This window comes from Bacillus sp. EE-W1 (assembly GCF_009760835.1).
In the GTDB taxonomy this organism is placed as follows: domain Bacteria; phylum Bacillota; class Bacilli; order Bacillales; family Bacillaceae_G; genus Bacillus_A; species Bacillus_A wiedmannii.
This window is the reverse complement of the sequence record NZ_WIPE01000063.1, coordinates 29,922-49,137: the sequence shown is the minus strand read 5'-3', so window position 1 is coordinate 49,137 and position 19,216 is coordinate 29,922. Positions and strand designations below refer to the sequence as shown.

Below are 19,216 nucleotides of genomic sequence, written 5' to 3'. Positions count from 1 at the left end.
CTTTATTAAACTAACCTTGCACCAGAATCCTTTAAATCGAAAGATTCATAATAAACGCCATCCTTTTTGATTATATAGATACAAATTTATTTTAGCTTAATAGCAATACCAAAAATTCCGGAGGACCAAATTTGTAAATCAATGCAATCTTTAATTCCAAGCCGTCCACATAAAAATCTATAATACTTTGAAACTGTTTGTTTCAAACTATAAAATTAGCTTTTTACTATATCAACCGTACTATCCCACATACCGCTAAAAAAAGATCCTATGTTACGCATAAAACGTGTAAACCAATTCGCTTGTTCTATATCAGATTTTGTTACAAGGTCTACTTGTAATGATTTACCTGATAAGAACCCAGGATCTGTACTATCTTTAGGCGAGATAATCATCTTACTAATTGTTACACCTTTTTTAATAGGCGCTTCTTGTTCCGTATTCAATACTTTAAATTCTTTTTTATAAATGTCTTTGTTGCCCTTCGGCATTGGAAGTGAAACAGCTTGCTTCGTTTGAACTACTACATCTTTGTCTTTTGCATTTGCCACTCGAACTGTTTCATGTCCTTTTACTACTGAATCTTTTCCGTAGACATTCTTCACTTCAAAATTCGCAAATCCATAATCGTATAATTTCTTTGTTTCATCAAAACGTGCCGTATGAGATTTTGCTTTTATCACTACAGAAATTAGGCGCATACCGTTTCTTTCTACTGTACCAGTGAAACAATCTCCCGCTTCTGGAGTCGTTCCTGTTTTCAAACCATCTACACCTTCATATTGCTTAATTAAACCTTTTAACATCCAGTTAAAGTTCGCCATATCAATTGGATATTTACCACCCTCTTGGAATGTTTTTTTAGGAATTTTTGCTGTATTTAATATTTGGGGAAAATCTTGAATAAGACGTTGTGCTAAAATTGCACAATCCCTTGCAGACATTTTATTTTTCTCGTCTAGAGTCGTCCCTTCTAGGTGATATCCTTTTAAATCTTGATTTGTTAAGCCTGTAGAGTTTACAAACTTATAATCTTTCATTCCAAACTCTTTCGACTTATCGTTCATCATTTTTACAAAATTGATCTCTTTGCCAGCAATCTGTTCAACTAAAGCAATTGTTGCACCATTTGCAGAGTAAATTGCCATTGCCTCATATAACTCTTTTACCGTATAAGAGCCACCATTTTCTAATGGAACATTTGATAATGAACGATCTTGCGAAATCTTATGTGCATATTCAGAGATTTTAACTTTTTGATCCCATTTAAGTTTTCCTTTATCCACCGCTTCATGAACTAAGTATTCGCTCATCATTTTTGTCATACTAGCAATTGCCAATGATTCATCTGCATTTTTTTCATATAAAATTTTTCCGGAATTTGCTTCTATTAAAATTGCTGATCCTGCTTCAACGTCTATAGCAGGAATTGTTTCCGCTGATGTTCTTCCAAATGTAACGACCATGCTACAAAATAGTGTAAGCACTGTTACTATTGTAATAAATCCCTTGCAAAACATATCTTTCACTTCTGTTACCTCCAATATTTTTGTACTCAAAAAACGTTGTTCTAACATAACCCTTCAAAAAATAGACAGCGTTATCAAATTCTATATACATATAAGACATTAGGACCACTTTCATATAGAAACCCTTTTAGACACACTGACACATAGTATTCCCACACATATCCCTCTTTTTAATACCTTTGTATTTTTCAAAATGATTCGTACTTTCATATTTTTTAGGGTTACACTTAATAGACAATATAAGTAATACATTTGTTCCACATTTACAAAAAATAAAAAACTACATCCTATACTGGATGTAGTTTTTCTAACTGATTTATTTATTTTTCACTTGATTTTTATAAAAAGCAAATAATGGTTCGATGGATGGACTAGATAACAGCGGGATTGCCTTCTCAATCAATTTCCTATCCCAATCAAACCAACGCATTTCCATTAATATATTTATCTCTATATCAGTGAATCGTTTCTTTATTTCCTTAGCAGGATTTCCACCAACTATTGTATACGGCGGAACATCTTTACTTACGACAGATCCTGCAGCAACAATTGCTCCTTCACCAATAGTAACGCCAGGCATTATTATTGCATTCATTCCAATCCAAGCATCACTTTTAATGACTGTATCGCCCTTCGCTTCATATGATTGTTCAATTTGCTCAGCGAATGGATATACTGTAATCCATTCGGAGTGATGATTATGATTACCACCCATTAAAATGACTACTCCACTTGCAATGCAAACATAATTCCCAATAATGAGTTTATCAAGATGCCATCCCATCTGTTCAATTGGATTGAACAGTGCTTGGGACTTAGCATCCCCCCACAAATACCTTACACAGCCATCTTCAAAATTTTGATGACTATAATACCCTGAATAATAGGAGTACTCTCCTACTTCAATGAGTGGATTTGTTACTATATCTTTTAAATACCTCGTTTCTGACCAATGATTATATAATGGATGCTTCATAACTTTATTCCTCGCTTCTAAGTATTGTAGATCTTTGTAATTCACTTAGAAGCTTAATACGACTGCTACATTTTTTAGCTTTCTCAAACGACGAATCATTATATTCAAGCCTTTCTGTTATAATAAAAAAATCATAACGTGTTAAATTACATAAGTCAAATTGTAAAATTATGTACTAAAACTTAAAGTGTGAATTGAAATTTAACATTAAAACAATCGAGTTTTCAAATAACAAATCCCAATTACATATGATAAAGATTTCTTAACTATACATCTAACTTCTTTCCTGTATTAGCCGTAACTTCCTCGATATAGTCCTATTACATTTTAATTTGTCTGATAAATCAATAAATGTTAATATGATTATAGAAGATATTATCATCCATTAGATTTCACAGCTAGTTTTTCACAAAAACGATTTCTGAATCCTTAAGTAAATAGGAGGTTTAGAACATGAAACTTTTAAGGCAATCAACAATTATTGGTGCATTAACTGTTGGAGGATTTTTATTTTCGAATACAATTGCTACACTCCCACCTGTGTCTGCTGAATCGCAACTTACACAAAAAGAATCACGATATTCAGATAATTGGCGGTGGCAAAGCTATTTTTTATTACATCATAATGCAGATTTTATAGAAGAGTTAGCAGTTGGTGACTTAAAACATGGAGATACATTCAATGTTACTATATTTACTGGTGGTAAAGATACTGGTATTGTAAAAATATATCAATTGAGTGGAAATGAAAATGATGAAATAAACTTGCATAGATATAAAACCATTTATGACTCGGGTTTGAAACATAATTATGGTAGATTTGTAACACCTATTACTAAGGCTTATAATCCTGGAACATATGTAGCTGTTATGAAACTTGGAGAAAATTATTATTATGGAGGCAGTTTTAAAATCTCAAAATAATTTACGTTTATCTCACCAATAAATATTGGATACCATTGTTATTAGACAAAAACTATTTTAAAAGCTCTCTGCCTTATATAAGGTAGAGAGCTTTTTGATTGTCTGCCCTTTTTAAGGTTAGAAAAAATCCTTACTTTCTTTATAAATTAGCATTTTTATTCACGAACCGTTTTCACTTCTTTATGCCCTACAATTCGATATGCAATATTGCATATTCTATATGTTCATTCTTTAAACATGCGATAATTTATTTATATAAAGGTCTAAAATTAATATTGGAAGGAGAATATTACATGTCTTTCTTTTCTTGGTCTCCTCTTATTTTCTTAATAGTTGTCGCAATTAGCATTTCTATTCAAAAGTCTAAGAAACAATAATTGATTATTTGGAGGTGTAAAGATGTCATTTGCAGCATGGGGTGCAATTTTTATGACTTTAATCGGAGCAATAACTGGAGCAGCCTTTGGTACAATCTCCTCGAGAAATAAAAGCAAGAATTAAATACTAACGTAAAAATGAATTTCTAATAAAACGCTATACAAAAAGTAGCCTATAAAGTTTTATAGGCTACTTTTCATTTCATTACTATTATTTAGCCAATTCCTTCGTACCCTTCATTACATCAACGAAGAAGCCCCAGTTATTCACAACAGAAGAAATACTAATATGTTCATCTGGAGTGTGAACATTAAATATATCTGGACCGAATGAAATTGCATCTAATTCAGGCATCTTTTGAACGAATACACTACATTCGATTCCTGCATGTACAGCAAAGATTTCAACATCTTTATTGTATTTTTCTTGATGTACTTTTTCAAATAAATTACGAATTTGTGAATTCGGATTGTATGGCCATTCTGGATACTCTGACTCTATTTCAAATGTTGCACCAACTAATTCGGCAATACATTTAATCTCATCTGCAACATGTTGTTTTAAACTACTTACAGAACTTCTCACTTCGTTACGTAATTTAATTTCATTTTGCAACGTTTCAATAACGCCTAAATTTGTTGAACTTTCTACTAGACCTTTAATATCCATGCTCATACTTTGAATGCCGTTTGGAATTAAGAATAATGATGAAATAAGTTGCTTTTGTGTCTCTTTAGCAAATACTTTTTCTACTTTTTCATCCAATTTTGTAATTGTAACATGAACATCTGGATCAACAGCACGCATTTCTTCTTGTAATACTGTAGTCCAAGATTCTAGTTTTTCTTCTACTTTCTCTACATCTTCTGTACGTAATACAATTGTAGCTACACTTTCACGCGGAATTGCATTTGTTTTTAATCCGCCGTGAACTTCACTTATACCAAATTGAATATTTGCTGATAAATCACGTAATACTCGTCCTAATACTTTGTTTGCATTACCACGTTGTTTATCAATTTCCATACCAGAATGTCCGCCTTTTAGACCACCAACATATAGACGGTATGCATTCGTATTAGCTGGCGCTTCATCCCATATTACTGGAATTGTTTCAACAGCTTTCGCACCACCTGCGCTACTTACAAGTAATTTATGATCTTCTTCAGAATCAATATTTATAAAAATCTTACCATCAAAGTGATTTGCATCAACAGCGAAAGCCCCACCCATTGTTGTTTCTTCTTCAGTAGTAATAACTACTTCAAGTGCTGGATGCGGAATATCTTTTGAATCTAATAAAGCCATTGCATACGCAACTGCAATACCATTATCAGCACCTAAAGTCGTTTGACTTGCATATAACATGTCCCCAATGATTCGTAATTCAATTGGATCTTTTTCAAAATCATGTACGGTTGCTTGATTTTTTTCACACACCATATCCATATGACCTTGAATGATAATAGCTGGTACATTTTCATAGCCAGCAGTTGCTTCTTTTTTAATAATGACATTCATTGCTTCATCTTGAATCACTTCTAAATTACGCTCTTTTGCAAAGCCCACTAAATAATCACTAATTTCTTTTTCATTACCCGATCCTCTAGGAATCTTTGAAATTTCTGCAAAATGATAAAATACAGGGTGCTTTGTTAATTGTTCTAAAGTAGAATACATTTTTAAGCTCCTCTCAAAATGACAAAATAATATGTAAGTCTTTTATCATTATACCATGATTCATTATTTTACCTTTCTTTTAACTTTTTAATATATTGTTCATTTTATGGACAACACTCTTACAACATTGTAAGGGGGTTGTAATCTAAATCGATTTTTCTCATTTCATAATAGCCGTATACTGTGTAAAGAAACAAATTGAAGGAGATAAAGAAAATGAAAAGGTTTTTAGCGATTATTACACTATGTTTATTATTTTCTAGTTTTACTATTGGATGTGAAAGAGCATCATTAAATCGAATTGGTAAAGATGTATATTACGTACAGATACAAGGCGAAGGAACTATCGAAAAAGTTGAAGGTAAAAACTTAAGAAACTACACATTGCCTGCTTATGACGAAGACGGAGTAAAAAAACATCAAATGATCATAAATTAAATGAAAATGCATTTTTACGCCTTTATGTAGATCAAGATGATAAGAGCAAAAATGAAATATCATCAATTGAAGTAAAGTCATATGAAGAGGTTCAGGAAGCTGACTTACCTGCAAAAGTAAAGGAACAGTTAAATGCTAAATAAAAAACAAAAGAAAATGCTCTATGCATTTTCTTTTGTTTTTTTCACTCGTATATATTTTGAACTGCTATTATTCATCAGTTTCTCTAAACGATTTATATTTTCCGTTAACGCACCTTTCACAAGAGAGAAATCTGTATTTGGTTCTTCTTTTTTTTCTTTAAAAAATGAAGACTTTTGTACATTTACTTCAGCCATCTCTTCTCCCCCTTTTCAAAAAGATACAACCTTCTATTTATATTATATCGCAAATGTACGCAGCATGTACAAGTATCATTTTCTTTTTAATTCTTCTTCTAACTCTTCTACTTGCTGTAATGTATCTCCTTTTATTAACGAGAAATCTGTTGTATCTTCATTATCTTCTTTAAAAAAATCATTGTCATAATCTTTTATCACTACAATCACCTCTACGTGCTAGTGTAGGAATGATTGTCCGATTTTATACAAGTTTGTCTAAATTCGCTTTACCTTTATGTATAAGTGAAAAGGACAGAAGAAAATCCTGTCCTTATTTACTAAAATAACTATGATGTATTGTTAAATTATATACATTTTCAAAATCTCGATCTTGCAGATTATTTTTCTTCCCATCAATAACAATGAAAACATCACTCACAGTTTTTGCTGGTATAATGCCGACATTTTCTACTTGTACCGCTTTCTGCTCATTCAACTGCTCAATGTGTTCAAACGGAACGATAATACTAAATTGAGAACGGATACCGCGAAAGTTAGTATTTAATTCCTTTGCCGCTTCAAATACAACAATTTTCGCACCAATCTTTTCCCCATACGAATCTAAAAATGCGTTTAAGCTTTTTGTATACTCTTCTTCCGTATGCCATTCCATTGTACCGAACATTGCTGGATTGACATTTTGAATAATTGTTGTATATATTTCCCCTCTTGCTTTAGAAGCAATTAAAGACCGTTTTATCGATTGAACAGTCTTGCCAATATCGCTAAATTTCGCTCCCCATATTTCGGAAATATTAGGTGTTAAAATAAATGCGATATCAACGAAAATAACCATTGCAGTGAACATTAAAAGGTTTTTCCAGAGGGTTAAATCAATTCCTTTTATCATGAAATACACGGTGACTGATATTATAAACAACCCATACCAAGTCTTTCTAATACGTTGCTTTTTCTCCTCGTACAACTCTTCGTTTCTCCAGTAAAAGAACACAAGAACGAGAAAAACGATTGCTAAAATAAATAAGCCGATTCGAATGTTAGAGATCACCAATGACATCACCCTCCATTCAAAAACTACTCACGATATCATTACATGCACAAGCAGCCCTCTTTATGACAAAAGACGTGGACAAGCTTCTAAATTTAGCAATATCGCATATACATTAGAAGGTACCACGTCTTTTATCATGAATCTACATTGTATATGTAGACAAGCATGCGTTTCAAATTTTCATGTTAAAAAGAAATATGTTTCGGAATTTCCCCTTTTGGTACTTCTCCGTCCATACTTAAGTAATAATGACGAATCGGACGTAAATCATCGTCTAATTCATAAACGAGTGGAATGCTCGTTGGAATATTTAATGAAACAACACCATCGCTTGAAAGGTTATCTAAGTATTTCACTAGCGAACGAATCGTATTACCGTGTGATGAAATAATTACCTTTTCACCACTTTTTAATGATGGCGCGATTTCTGAATGCCAATAATCAAGTACTCTTTTCTCCGTATCCACTAAACATTCAGTCAATGGAAACTCACCTTTTTTAAGTGCTTTATATTTTGGATCATTCATTTCATATCTAGGATCATCCTCAGTAAGAGCAGGTGGTCTTACATCAATACTTCTTCTCCAAATATGAACTTGCTCCTCACCATACTTTTTCGCAGTTTCATCTTTATTCAACCCTTGCAATGCACCGTAATGTCTTTCATTTAGCTTCCAAGATTTATGTACTGGTACCCAAGCAAGATCCATCTCATGAAGTACAATCCATAACGTCCGGATTGCTCGTTTTAATACAGACGTACACGCGACATCAAAAGTATATCCATTTTTCTTTAATATCGCTCCTGCTTCTCTCGCTTCACTTAATCCATTCTCTGATAAATCTACATCTGTCCATCCTGTAAAGCGATTTTCAAGATTCCATAAACTTTGTCCGTGACGAATAAGTACAAGTTTTATCATAATAATTCCCCTCTCGGAAATGTGAATTTTATTGTTCCATTGCGTACACGTATAAAGTATCTAGTAATGTATCTTTTTATCCATTCACTCTATGACCAATCCATAGTTGCCAAATGTATGGATAAAATTTGTTCTTTTTCAAACTATAAAAACAGATATATTTCTTATTATTTCTGATTGATTACAACTGCTCGTTTTGATATCCAAGCATCAAAACCTGATCGACTATTTGCCATTTCATTCATAACTTGATGCCAATTTTCTTCACACGATTCACCAAATTTTGAAAAAATAGCACTCATCTGTTGTCTTTGAACATCGCTCAATTTTTTCTCTAAATCTACACCTATTTCTGTTAAAGATAACTGTTTCACACGGCGATCATGTGTAGCTTCATTACTCTCAATTAAGCCTTTTTCCACAAGTTGTCGTAGTGGTCCGTGAAGAGCTTGTTTACTTATTTCTAACAGTGATAATAACTCATTTACACTTATCCCTGGAAATCGTGCGATAAAAAATAAAATTCGGTGATGTACTCGTTGTATGCCATACTCTTTTATAATTTCATCTGGCTTTTCAGTAAATGTTTTATATGCAAAGTAAAATAATGCTAATGCTTCATTCATCTGTTCTTCTTTATGTTGTGTCATCTACTTTCCCCCTGTATGTAAATTATAACACAATCTAGTATTGAATATTTTAACGAACACATCAGAACTTCTTTAATTTATTGAAATATACATTGCACAATTAGGAGATGATTCATTTGAAATCGCAATATACTGTAAGTACATATTTATTAGATCGACTAAGCGAATTAGGAATTGAGCATATATTTGGTGTTCCTGGTGATTATAATTTGGCTTTTTTAGATGACGTACTAGCACATGAAAAGCTAAAGTGGATTGGTAATTGTAATGAATTAAATGCGGCATATACTGCTGATGGATATGCTCGTATAAAAGGAATTGCAGCTCTTATTACCACCTTTGGCGTTGGAGAATTAAGCGCCCTTAACGGTGTTGCTGGGTCATACGCAGAAAACGTACCTGTTATAAAAATCACGGGGACACCACCAACAACAGTAATGGAAAATGGAGCACTCGTTCATCATACGTTAGGTGATGGAAAGTTCGATCATTTTTCCAATATGTATAGAGAAATCACGGTGGCACAATCAAAATTAACACCTGAGCATGCCGCTGAAGAAATCGATCGTGTGTTACGTGCATGTTGGAGTGAGAAACGCCCTGTTCATATTCAATTACCGATTGATGTGTATAATAAACCAATTAATAAACCTACAGAACCAATTTTACATAAACCAGTTCTAAGTAATAAAGATGCGTTGGATAAAATGCTTCTACATGCGACTTCAAAAATAAACAGTGCCAAAAAACCAGTCATTTTAGCTGATTTTGAAGTGGCTCGTTTTCATGCGGAAGAATATTTGCATCAATTCGTAGAAAAAACTGGGTTTCCTATCGCAACATTAAGTATGGGAAAAGGAATATTCCCTGAACAACACCCTCAATTTATAGGAATTTATACTGGTGATGTTAGTTCTCCATACTTACGAAAAAGAATTGATGAATCTGACTGTATTATTAGTATTGGCGTGAAATTAACTGATACTATTACTGGTGGCTTTACACAAGGCTTTATGAAAGAGCAAGTTATAGAAATCCATCCCTACACTGTGAAAATTATAGATAAAAAATATGGACCCGTTGTAATGAAAGATGTTTTACAACAGTTAAGTGATTTAATCGAACATCGCAACGAGGAAACACTTGAAATTAAGCCCTTTATTTCAGAATTACTATCTATGACAGAAGAGTTCAATCCAAAAGCTCAAATGGTTACACAAAAACGTTTTTGGCAACAAATATACCATTTCTTACAAGAAAACGATGTTTTAATTGCTGAGCAAGGAACACCTTTCTTCGGTAGTGCTGCTATCCCTTTACCAAATAACACTACATATGTAGCACAACCATTATGGGGATCAATTGGTTATACATTACCTGCTCTACTCGGTACACAGCTCGCTGATTTATCGCGACGTAATATTTTAATTATTGGTGATGGTTCTTTCCAATTAACTGTTCAAGAGTTATCGACTATACTTCGTCAAAATTTAAAACCGATTATATTTTTAATTAATAACAATGGATACACTGTTGAACGTGCAATTCACGGCGAAAATCAACCGTATAATGACATACAAATGTGGGATTACACGAAATTAGCAAACACATTCGGATTAGAAGAAAAAAGCCTAACATGTAAAGTGGAAAATGAAACAGAGTTAGCAGAAGTCTTAACTAATATAATTTTAAATAAGAATCAGCTTATCTTTATTGAAGTTGTAATGAGTCAAGGGGACCAGCCTGAATTGTTAGCTAAACTCGGTGAAAGATTCGGCAAGCAAAATTCTTAAAAAGAAAAGAGTAACTATAAATAATGACAACTTCAACTAAGAGATATGAAACTTGTTTATATACTCAAAATACACAAGGAAAAGGATGGCAAGTGCCATCCTTTTTGATATATATTGAACTTTCACTATTTTTAAGACCATTCTTCAACTAACCCCAGTATAACAAGTAAAAACTTTCAATCTAGCTTTAACTTTACAGCTCTTGTAGCAATAAAAGTTTTAATATACTTATCTAATATTCTAGTTCCACCAAAATCATCCTCAAAAAAACCAGTTATAACTAAACCAGCTTCAACTTGACCTTGAATTTGGTCTTCAAGAGTATGTGCATATTCTATTGTTTGATTAGAATTCACATACTCTTGAACTTCATTCTCTGGTAAATAATCTAGTGTTGATGATGGTATTGAATGTTTAACATCAAGTATACCCTTTTGCTCTTGATTGTCATCAAAAATCCATAGTAACGGATTTGTAAATCCTGAAATAAGAATACCTCTATTCTTTAGTACCCTTGATACCTCATTCCATACAAGATGAACATCTTTTACAAACAAATTAGAAACGGGATTTACGACAATATCAAAATATTCATCTTCAAAATCACTAAGGTCTGACATATCTCCTTGAACTGTTTTTAAAGTTAACCCATCCCGTTCTGCCACCTTTTTATCTTGTTCCAACTGCTTTCTTGATATATCAGTAACTGTTACATCCGCCCCAGCAGCAGCTAGAATCGGTGCTTGTTGCCCTCCACCTGATGCTAAGCACAGTATCTTTAATCCCTCTAATGACTTTGGAAACCAATCTCTAGGAACTGATTTTTCTGTGGTGACTGTGATTTCCCATTCGCCTGATTTACTTCTTTCAATAACCTCGCTACTTACAGGTTGCGTATATCTAGAACCTTCTTCAACCTTTTTATCCCATGCATTACTGTTTTGTTGAGTTGTATCCATTATAACTATTCCCCCTAGCTATCTTGTTACATTTTAAGTGTAAGATCATTTACTATTTATGCTTTCCTTTTTCTATTAACCTAACCAATAATTAATACATATTTTTCTATATTTATATTAACAGATAAAAAGTAGTAAGAAAAATAAAATATTCTAAATAGAAAAAATATAAATTCATTTAAGCAAATCAATTACATATAAAAAGGCATTCCAAACCTGTTGACGGTTGGAACACCTTTTTATATATTATTTAAATTTTCACCCTCTGAACTAAACCCATTAAACAAATAAATTACATTTTTTATTCAGCAAGCGTTAACTGCCAAGACACACCATATTTATCATTTAACCAGCCAAATTTTTTACTAAACGGATAAGCACCTAAAGGCATAAGTACTGCTCCATCTTGGGCTAGTTTATGAAAGACAGTTTCAATTTCTTCTTCCGTATCACAAGTTACATAAAGAGACATAGCTGGTGTAAATGTAAAATTATGATTTACATAACTATCGATGCACATGAACTCTTGCCCATTTAGCGTAAAAGTTGCATGAATGACAGAACCCTCTTTACCAGGTCCATTTTCATCGTAACGAGAGATATTTACAATTTCTGATTGATCGAATAGTGACGTGTAAAAATTCATCGCCTCCTCAGCATTACCTTCGAACATTAAAAACGTAGTGATTTTTTGATTTGTGTTACTCATATAGAGACCGCCCCTTGTTATGTATTTATGTAAAACATACATCGGCCAGCCGGAACCGAACGTACATTCTTATAAATGTATTGTCTATAAAAAAGATGAGTTTGTCAATTAAATCCCTGTTTATTTCTTCTTAAATAATGCTGTCCAAAGAAATGATTCTCCAAACATAGTATTTGGTTGGTCAATTTGCTTCATCTTTCTAATTTCAATCACTTCAAATTCTTTAAATATCTCTCTTAATTTTTCTTCAGAATATGCAAGTCCACCTTGTAGACTCCACCCTCTATATACGTCCCAATCCGTTATTTCTGATCCATTTCGCTCATCTAAATCGCCTGCTGCAAAACATGTTAATCCAAAATAACCACCCGGTTTCAATGATTTTTTAATTAAATCCACATAATGTATCCTTCTATGTGGTGGAATATGATGTAAACAGCCTGAATCGTACACAAAATCAAAATCATTTTGACAATCTAAATTAAAAATCGAATCACAAATAAAATCGATTTCTATTCCTTTTGCTAACGCTCTCTCTTTCGCCCAATTAATGCCCTCTATCGATAAATCCACTGCTGTTACTTCAAATCCTTCATTCGCTAAATAAATTGCATTTCTTCCTGGACCACATCCAAGTTCCAACACTTTCCCTTTGGAAACCCATCCTGTTTCTATATACGAAACTAGATTCTCATCTGGAACATTTTCAAAGAACGGAACATCCTTTTTCCTATTCTCATAAAATTCATTCCAAAATGGCTCTGCTGGTCTTAATAATGAATCAAGCATTTTAATAATATCTTCTTGCGTGTGCAACGTTTCATTTTTCATTTGTATTCCTCCAAATTCAAATAGTCAGAAAATTATTATATATCTTCTAGAACTTTCAGGCAAAGAAAAAGCTCCTACATTTAATAGGAGTTTTTATCTTTAAAATCCAAGTACAGCTAACCATTTTAATAGATTCTCTTCTCGCACTTTCAACTCATTATTCCTAAGCTTACCTAATTGAATTTCGCTAACAATTTCTCCATCCAACATAAAAAGAACTCTTTCTGTTTTCGCTGCTACCTTTACATCATGAGTCACTAACATAATAGTAGTTCCATCACGATTAATATTTAGTAATATTTGCATTACCTCTTCTGTTGATTTTAAATTTAGAGCACCAGTTGGCTCATCAGCAAAAATAACATTTGGATTATTGATAAGCGCTCTACAAATAGAAACTCTTTGTAATTGGCCTCCAGATGCTTCGGTTATATAATGAGACGCTATATCACTTATCCCCATTTTCCTCATTAGCTCCAGAGCACGTTGATTTACTGTTTCCTTACTCTCGCATTTCGCTAAATATGCTGACAAGATGATATTATCAAATAGATTCAAGTTTCTTAGAAGGTTGCTCTGCTGAAAAATAAATCCTATTTCAGTAAGGCGCAATTTGGCTAACGCTTCTTCTTTCATACATGATATTTCTTTACTATCAATTTTCACACTTCCTGATGACATTTGATCCATTCCACTAATATTATATAATAACGTTGATTTCCCAGAACCAGAAGGGCCCATGACCGATATAAATTCTCCTTCATAAATCTCTAAATCTATATTTTTTAGCACGTGATATTTTGTATTTCCATCTATTGAATATGTTTTGTTTAATTGCTTTACTTCTAAAATTTTTTTCACGTTACACCCCTACTCTCCACTTCGTTTTAAATCATCTGTTTGTTTCATATTAAAACTACTGAAAAGTATTGTTGCAGTCACAGATATAAATAAAATAGCTGGACATATTACATAAGAAACGATAGGGTTTACGGCAAACTTTATATGAGCCGCTCCCATAAATGAGCCTAACCAACTTACTAACATTTCACCAAACGTAGCAGCTAGTAATGTCCCTATTACAATGCCTATTAATACAATGACAATAGAACGAGTTATATACTGTATACGAATATCTTTGTTAGAAAAACCAATACTTTTCATAATTAATATTTGTGAAGAGTCTTTTGCCAATAACATTTTAAAAAACATCGCAGTAATTAAAACTGATATCAATATAGCAATCAAAATTGCCACTTGCGTCACGAGTCTTAATTGTTTAATTGTCTCTCCTAAAGTTTGCGTTAAATAATCATCTGTATCTGTTATTTTTGCAAAACTAAAATTATGCTTATACTCCTTCACTTTTTCTTGTAAATTCACAGTAGGCTTCATATCTACGTTTACTACATACCATAATATATTTTCGCTATTATAAGAGAAGCTCGCTTTAGCTGTTTTCCCACCATTCGTTACATCTTGATATATACCACTAATAGTTAGTGCTTTTTCTTTTCCTTCTACAAATAAAACGATTTCATCCCCTACATTCTTTTTTAATTCATTTGCGTTCATATACGAAAGAGCAATTTCATCTTCATTTTTTGATGCCATGCCTTGAATATAGTCTAATGGGAATTTAGTGAAGTCTCCCATTTCTACATTTAAGTTTTCATGTGTACCATCAGCGTTTACTATTTTAAATGTACTCGTAACAAATGTTGCATATTTTTCTACTTCTTCATCATTTCGTATATATGAAATAACGTCCTTAAATCGTTTCTCTATATTTTCAGATTGCTGTATATCTATTCGAATGTCACTCTTTCCTGTTCCCATATAATTTACAAACTTCGGTGACTGAATCGTATACAAAAAGTTAACAGGTACAACAATGATGAACACAGCTATGATTAAAACGATACTTAATACGCGATATAACTTAAAGCGTTTTACGACATCTTGTATACCAATAAATATATTTACATTTATAATTTTAGTTTGAGAGAGAGAAAAAGAACTTTTCACCTTCCCCTTTCCTAGATTATCTCTTGATTGTAAAGCGTCTATTGCTGTAATTCTCCTGAAATTCCGCAAAATAATACGACAGAAAAGGATAACAGCTAGAAATAACAGAGTTGTGACTATTAATGTTACAATAAAATGTAAAACACTTGTATTTGCTGTTCCCATATAAAGTGAGATATTAGCGGTAAATATTTTTGTAACAAATAATGAAAGAATATATCCACATATACACCCGCTAGCAGCAATAACAACATATTTTGTTACATATAATGTTTGGATTTCTTTGCTTGTAATGCCGATAGCTTTCATAACACCAATTTCCCGATAATCTTCTTCCATAGAAGTCATAATCGTAAATCTTATACATAAAATTGCGATTAACATTAATAATGCACTTATTATGATAAGTACTGCAGCTATTATTCCATCTGTTAATGAATTGAGTGTTTTAAAGAGTGAAAACGTAATAGAGGGACCTTTTTGAGGTAAGTTCGATGACTGGTATAGATTTTCAAATTCATTTATTTTATTTACATCTGTTAGCTGGAATTCAATAAGATATTCACTTTCTCCAAAATTCCCCTATATTCTTTCGAAGTCTTCATCGCTTATTACAAATCGTTTTGAACTAACAAGTGATGGGTTCATTTGAACATCACGAACAAATGCCGAAATAGTCAATGCTAGTTCATTATTATTTTTAACAACCCATATTTTATCTCCAATTCGCAAATTATATTTTTGCATATAATAAATTGGTACACCTATTTCTCCTTTTCTAACATCGATCACTTCATTATTTAAATCTAATAAAAAGTCAAAATTACTATTTTGTTTAACGAAGCTAATGTCCATTACACTATTATGTTCCGCTTGATTTTTCTTCTTTATAAAAATGTTAGACCCGCCTATTTGAACCATCTCAGCCGTTTGCTGTTTTTTTACAAAAGGAGTTTTCGCTACAAATGAATCGATTGACTTTTGATTTATTTCTCCGGCATGCATTTGTACGAAGTGCGGTGCATTTGATGCTTTAAACAATTGATCCATCGAGTTCAATAGATTAATAACGTTACTTGAAGCACTTGCCATTAAAAGGCTTGATAACATGATAAACATAAATAAGATGGTAATCATCATTTTATTTTGAGAGAAATCTCTTTTTAACATTCTCCTAATCATATTAAGCTAGTTCCCCTCATTCCATAATATTTTCTTCGTCACTATCGCTATTATTATCATTATGAAACTAATAGCGAATATAGGTAAATAAATTTTCATACTGAATCCTTCGAACATAAAACCATAAATGACTTGCCCGATTGGTGCCATACATTGAGATACCGCTGTTATAATTGCCATTATTTTCCCTAGGTTTTCATTTGGTGTTTTCTTTTGAACTACTGTAATGACATAAATAGATACAATTGTCATGATCATTGCAATTAGAATTGAAGAGAGGATAAAGAGGATAAATGATGGATAGTGTCCTAAATTAAGAATAAATGGTGTAACGGATAGTGCCATAGGTATTACTAATAATGCTATTAAAAGTATCCAGTAATACAATGTTTTCATCTGTATCTTTTTCGCAAAATAACCTATAGATAACGCACCTAATATAGTAGCAAAATCAATCAATCCCATTCCAATTCCATACAAAGTGTCACTACTTTCCATTGTTACACGTATAATAATTGGAGCACCAACTACAAATAGCGGTGTTAGTATTAAATTTAGTAATGCCGCTAAAAGCATAGATTTCAAAATAAATGGTTGTTTTAAAACGTATATAAACCCTTCTTTCATATCCTTTACAATTGTCGGTATGATATGGCTTTCTTGTGTTCTTTTTATATAAGGTATTGTAATAAACATTTCCAAAATCGCAGATAAAAAGAAAGCGAAGCAACTTATTATTACGAGCATTTTCAAACCAATTATGCCGTACAATATTCCTCCTAATACAGGAGCAACTATGCTAGATAATGCTTGCACACCATTTACGATACCGTTCGCTTGTTCTAACTTTTTCTCTGGAACTAATTGCGGAATACTCGCCATTACAACTGGTGAGTACATTGCACTAATGACTGCAAGTAAAAACATAATAGTTCCAATTAATATAATAGATACCGATCCAGTAAATAATAAAACTATAAAGCTTAATACAATCGCAGCGTTTATAAAATCAAAAATGACCATTAAATTGCGGCGATTGAAACGATCTGCTATCGCTCCGCCAAGAGGAGCTAACAAAAATGGAATACTCGTTACCGCATATAATCCAGCGAATATATCAGCACGCCCTGTTATATCTAATACATATAAAGACAGAGCAAAACGTAAAAGTATTGATCCTAAAATAGTAATTATTTGCCCACTCACCATTAAGTGAAAATCTTTCATAGAAGATTTTATACTTGCTGGCATGTTCATCACGCCCTTCAGTTGAATTTTGACCGACTGTCGGTCTGTAATAATTAAACAGAAATCACGATTTCTGTTTAGTTAAAACTTCCAGCATATAATTAAAGGATCCTTCTTTCGCTCCAACAGATGCTTCCATCATATTAATATAAGCTTTCGCTCTTCTCATCATTTCTTCCGGCTCCCACTGGAATAAACCTTCATCAAATATGACTTGTGCTGAAGAGAGTAATAATTCAATCGTTTCTTGTGGGTATGGTGTAGAAAATACACCTTCATCGATTCCTTGTTCTAAAATCTCTGCTAAAACAGGAGATAAATGAATAATAGATTGCACTATACTTTTTTGATGCATTTCCGCATTATTTGGTTGATGAAATTGTTCAATCATTTTATCTTTTACATCTCCTGATTTTGGTGATTGCTCCATTAAAACTCGAAATAACTTTTCTAAAACTGGGATATTTGGATTAGAGACAATTACTTTCGCTTTAGCAACATCATCTTTAATGACCCTCATAATGATCTCATCCATTACTTCTTCTTTCGACTTAAAGTAGTGATAAAACGTCCCCTTTGCTATCCCTATCTCTTTTAAAATGTCATTTACTGTTGTTTTCGTATAACCTTTCGTAATAAATAAACGTTCAGCAGTTTCTAAAATTTCCTTTCTTCGCTCCTCATACTCCTTTACAATTCGCATTCATGTTCTCCTTCCTATCAGACCGACTGTCAGTCTATTTAAATTATATGCTTAGTTAGTAAAAAGTTTCCTGTTATCGTACATATACAACATCTTACTTTCTATTTCCTTTATAAACTTTTATTTTTTAACGTCCGTTCAATTTATTTAAAACATATCTCATGTTTCTTATCGTCACCTTTCATTTTAGGAAAAGAACGATGCCCCCGCTTGATCCTATTTTTCTTGATTCTTCATTCAGACGCACAATACTTTGTATTTTTTCAGCTCCTTTACCACAAGTCTACGCATCTCCTTTTCATCGATGACTTCAAAAAATGACAATTAATTCATACGATACGGTTCCCCTCTGTTCGATCTATTTACTTATGAATGGATTATTTTGTTAAATATGCAATATTACATATTTCGTACTTTTAATTTTCATATATGCAATAATTTTTTTATAAAAATACAAAACATTAATAATGGGTGATTTATATGAGCAAGTTCCGAAAGAAGATGATTAAATATCTGCAAACATTTTGGGGATGCTTAGCATTTGGTGTATTAATGTTTGCTATCTTCTTAATTATGGATTTAACAGATACGCCTTTAAATTCATTAGGCTGGAGAGACTGGTTAGGTTCTGCGGCAGGTGCAGCCATTTTATCTGTTGGGATGTTTACTTTAAATAAATTGGATTTAAAATAAATATTCGGTCAATACTGTATGTAGGCTGTATGCCAAATCTCATTTAAAGTAGTTTTCCCTGTATCTCCTTGTATTGAGCAGTTAGCTTTTTCTAGCTGCTCTTTGTTTGTAAAAAACGAACTCAATTGACTACACGCACATATAATATTCTGTGTTCCTTTCTTTATAAATTGAAATAGT

At 32.4% G+C, this 19,216-nt stretch carries 17 protein-coding genes and 2 pseudogenes; 4 read left to right on the top strand and 15 right to left on the bottom strand.

Features of this window, described 5'->3' with window-relative positions; genetic code table 11:
- Positions 1-215: 215 nt before the first annotated feature.
- Together GFJ36_RS13130 and GFJ36_RS13125 are read right to left on the bottom strand one after the other, a co-directional pair.
- The gene (locus tag GFJ36_RS13130) at positions 216-1,529 is read right to left on the bottom strand and encodes a D-alanyl-D-alanine carboxypeptidase family protein (protein ID WP_087986170.1); all 1,314 of its coding nucleotides are present in this window, start codon (positions 1,527-1,529) and stop codon (positions 216-218) included.
- A 316-nt stretch (positions 1,530-1,845) separates the two neighbouring features.
- Positions 1,846-2,505 carry a CatB-related O-acetyltransferase gene (locus GFJ36_RS13125; protein WP_087986171.1) on the bottom strand — a complete coding sequence of 220 codons (660 nt, stop codon included), beginning with the start codon at positions 2,503-2,505 and terminating at the stop codon, positions 1,846-1,848.
- A 453-nt stretch (positions 2,506-2,958) separates the two neighbouring features.
- Here GFJ36_RS13125 and GFJ36_RS13120 point away from each other — a divergent pair, with 453 nt between their 5' ends.
- Positions 2,959-3,429, top strand: coding sequence for a DUF5065 family protein (locus GFJ36_RS13120; protein WP_087986172.1), 471 nt, complete (start codon positions 2,959-2,961; stop codon positions 3,427-3,429).
- A 588-nt stretch (positions 3,430-4,017) separates the two neighbouring features.
- Here the strand turns inward: GFJ36_RS13120 and pepD are convergent.
- Positions 4,018-5,487, bottom strand: coding sequence for a beta-Ala-His dipeptidase (gene pepD, locus GFJ36_RS13115; protein ID WP_087986173.1), 1,470 nt, complete (start codon positions 5,485-5,487; stop codon positions 4,018-4,020).
- 216 nt (positions 5,488-5,703) lie between these two features.
- On the opposite strand from pepD, the pseudogene GFJ36_RS13110 reads away from it, so the two are divergent.
- A pseudogene (locus GFJ36_RS13110) lies at positions 5,704-6,068 on the top strand (YxeA family protein).
- Between the two features lie 18 nt (positions 6,069-6,086).
- Here the strand turns inward: GFJ36_RS13110 and spoIISB are convergent.
- The 5 genes from spoIISB to GFJ36_RS13085 form a co-directional block, all read right to left on the bottom strand.
- Positions 6,087-6,263, bottom strand: a complete 177-nt coding sequence (gene spoIISB / locus GFJ36_RS13105; RefSeq protein WP_000852620.1) for a stage II sporulation protein SB — start codon at positions 6,261-6,263, stop codon at positions 6,087-6,089.
- Positions 6,264-6,338: 75 nt separating this feature from the next.
- The gene (locus tag GFJ36_RS13100) at positions 6,339-6,464 is read right to left on the bottom strand and encodes a hypothetical protein (RefSeq protein ID WP_000588712.1); all 126 of its coding nucleotides are present in this window, start codon (positions 6,462-6,464) and stop codon (positions 6,339-6,341) included.
- Between the two features lie 112 nt (positions 6,465-6,576).
- Entirely contained in the window at positions 6,577-7,314 is a 738-nt protein-coding gene (locus tag GFJ36_RS13095) for a type II toxin-antitoxin system SpoIISA family toxin (RefSeq protein WP_074650800.1), read from the bottom strand.
- Between the two features lie 188 nt (positions 7,315-7,502).
- Entirely contained in the window at positions 7,503-8,240 is a 738-nt protein-coding gene (gpmA, locus tag GFJ36_RS13090; protein ID WP_087986175.1) for a 2,3-diphosphoglycerate-dependent phosphoglycerate mutase, read from the bottom strand.
- Positions 8,241-8,407: 167 nt separating this feature from the next.
- Entirely contained in the window at positions 8,408-8,890 is a 483-nt protein-coding gene (locus tag GFJ36_RS13085; RefSeq protein WP_087986176.1) for a MarR family winged helix-turn-helix transcriptional regulator, read from the bottom strand.
- A 107-nt stretch (positions 8,891-8,997) separates the two neighbouring features.
- Here GFJ36_RS13085 and GFJ36_RS13080 point away from each other — a divergent pair, with 107 nt between their 5' ends.
- Positions 8,998-10,683 (top strand): alpha-keto acid decarboxylase family protein, encoded by a 1,686-nt coding sequence (locus tag GFJ36_RS13080; protein ID WP_087986177.1) that lies wholly within the window; start codon positions 8,998-9,000, stop codon positions 10,681-10,683.
- A 176-nt stretch (positions 10,684-10,859) separates the two neighbouring features.
- On the opposite strand, the gene GFJ36_RS13075 is transcribed toward GFJ36_RS13080, so the two are convergent.
- From GFJ36_RS13075 to GFJ36_RS13045, 7 genes and pseudogenes are all read right to left on the bottom strand, one after another.
- Positions 10,860-11,642, bottom strand: coding sequence for a class I SAM-dependent methyltransferase (locus GFJ36_RS13075; protein ID WP_087986178.1), 783 nt, complete (start codon positions 11,640-11,642; stop codon positions 10,860-10,862).
- Between the two features lie 301 nt (positions 11,643-11,943).
- Entirely contained in the window at positions 11,944-12,351 is a 408-nt protein-coding gene (locus GFJ36_RS13070; protein ID WP_087986179.1) for a VOC family protein, read from the bottom strand.
- 120 nt (positions 12,352-12,471) lie between these two features.
- A complete protein-coding gene (locus tag GFJ36_RS13065) occupies positions 12,472-13,182 on the bottom strand; it encodes a class I SAM-dependent methyltransferase (RefSeq protein WP_087986180.1) in 711 nt (236 codons plus the stop codon).
- Between the two features lie 99 nt (positions 13,183-13,281).
- Positions 13,282-14,043 carry an ABC transporter ATP-binding protein gene (locus tag GFJ36_RS13060; RefSeq protein WP_087986181.1) on the bottom strand — a complete coding sequence of 254 codons (762 nt, stop codon included), beginning with the start codon at positions 14,041-14,043 and terminating at the stop codon, positions 13,282-13,284.
- Between the two features lie 9 nt (positions 14,044-14,052).
- Positions 14,053-16,392, bottom strand: a pseudogene (locus tag GFJ36_RS13055) (ABC transporter permease).
- Between the two features lie 6 nt (positions 16,393-16,398).
- A complete protein-coding gene (locus tag GFJ36_RS13050) occupies positions 16,399-17,649 on the bottom strand; it encodes an MFS transporter (protein ID WP_097891215.1) in 1,251 nt (416 codons plus the stop codon).
- A 55-nt stretch (positions 17,650-17,704) separates the two neighbouring features.
- Positions 17,705-18,343 (bottom strand): TetR/AcrR family transcriptional regulator, encoded by a 639-nt coding sequence (locus GFJ36_RS13045; protein ID WP_097891217.1) that lies wholly within the window; start codon positions 18,341-18,343, stop codon positions 17,705-17,707.
- A gap of 480 nt (positions 18,344-18,823) precedes the next feature.
- Between GFJ36_RS13045 and GFJ36_RS13040 the strand changes: the two genes are divergently transcribed.
- On the top strand, positions 18,824-19,036 hold the full coding sequence (locus GFJ36_RS13040; RefSeq protein ID WP_000033155.1) for a hypothetical protein: 213 nt from the start codon (positions 18,824-18,826) through the stop codon (positions 19,034-19,036).
- Positions 19,037-19,216: the final 180 nt, after the last annotated feature.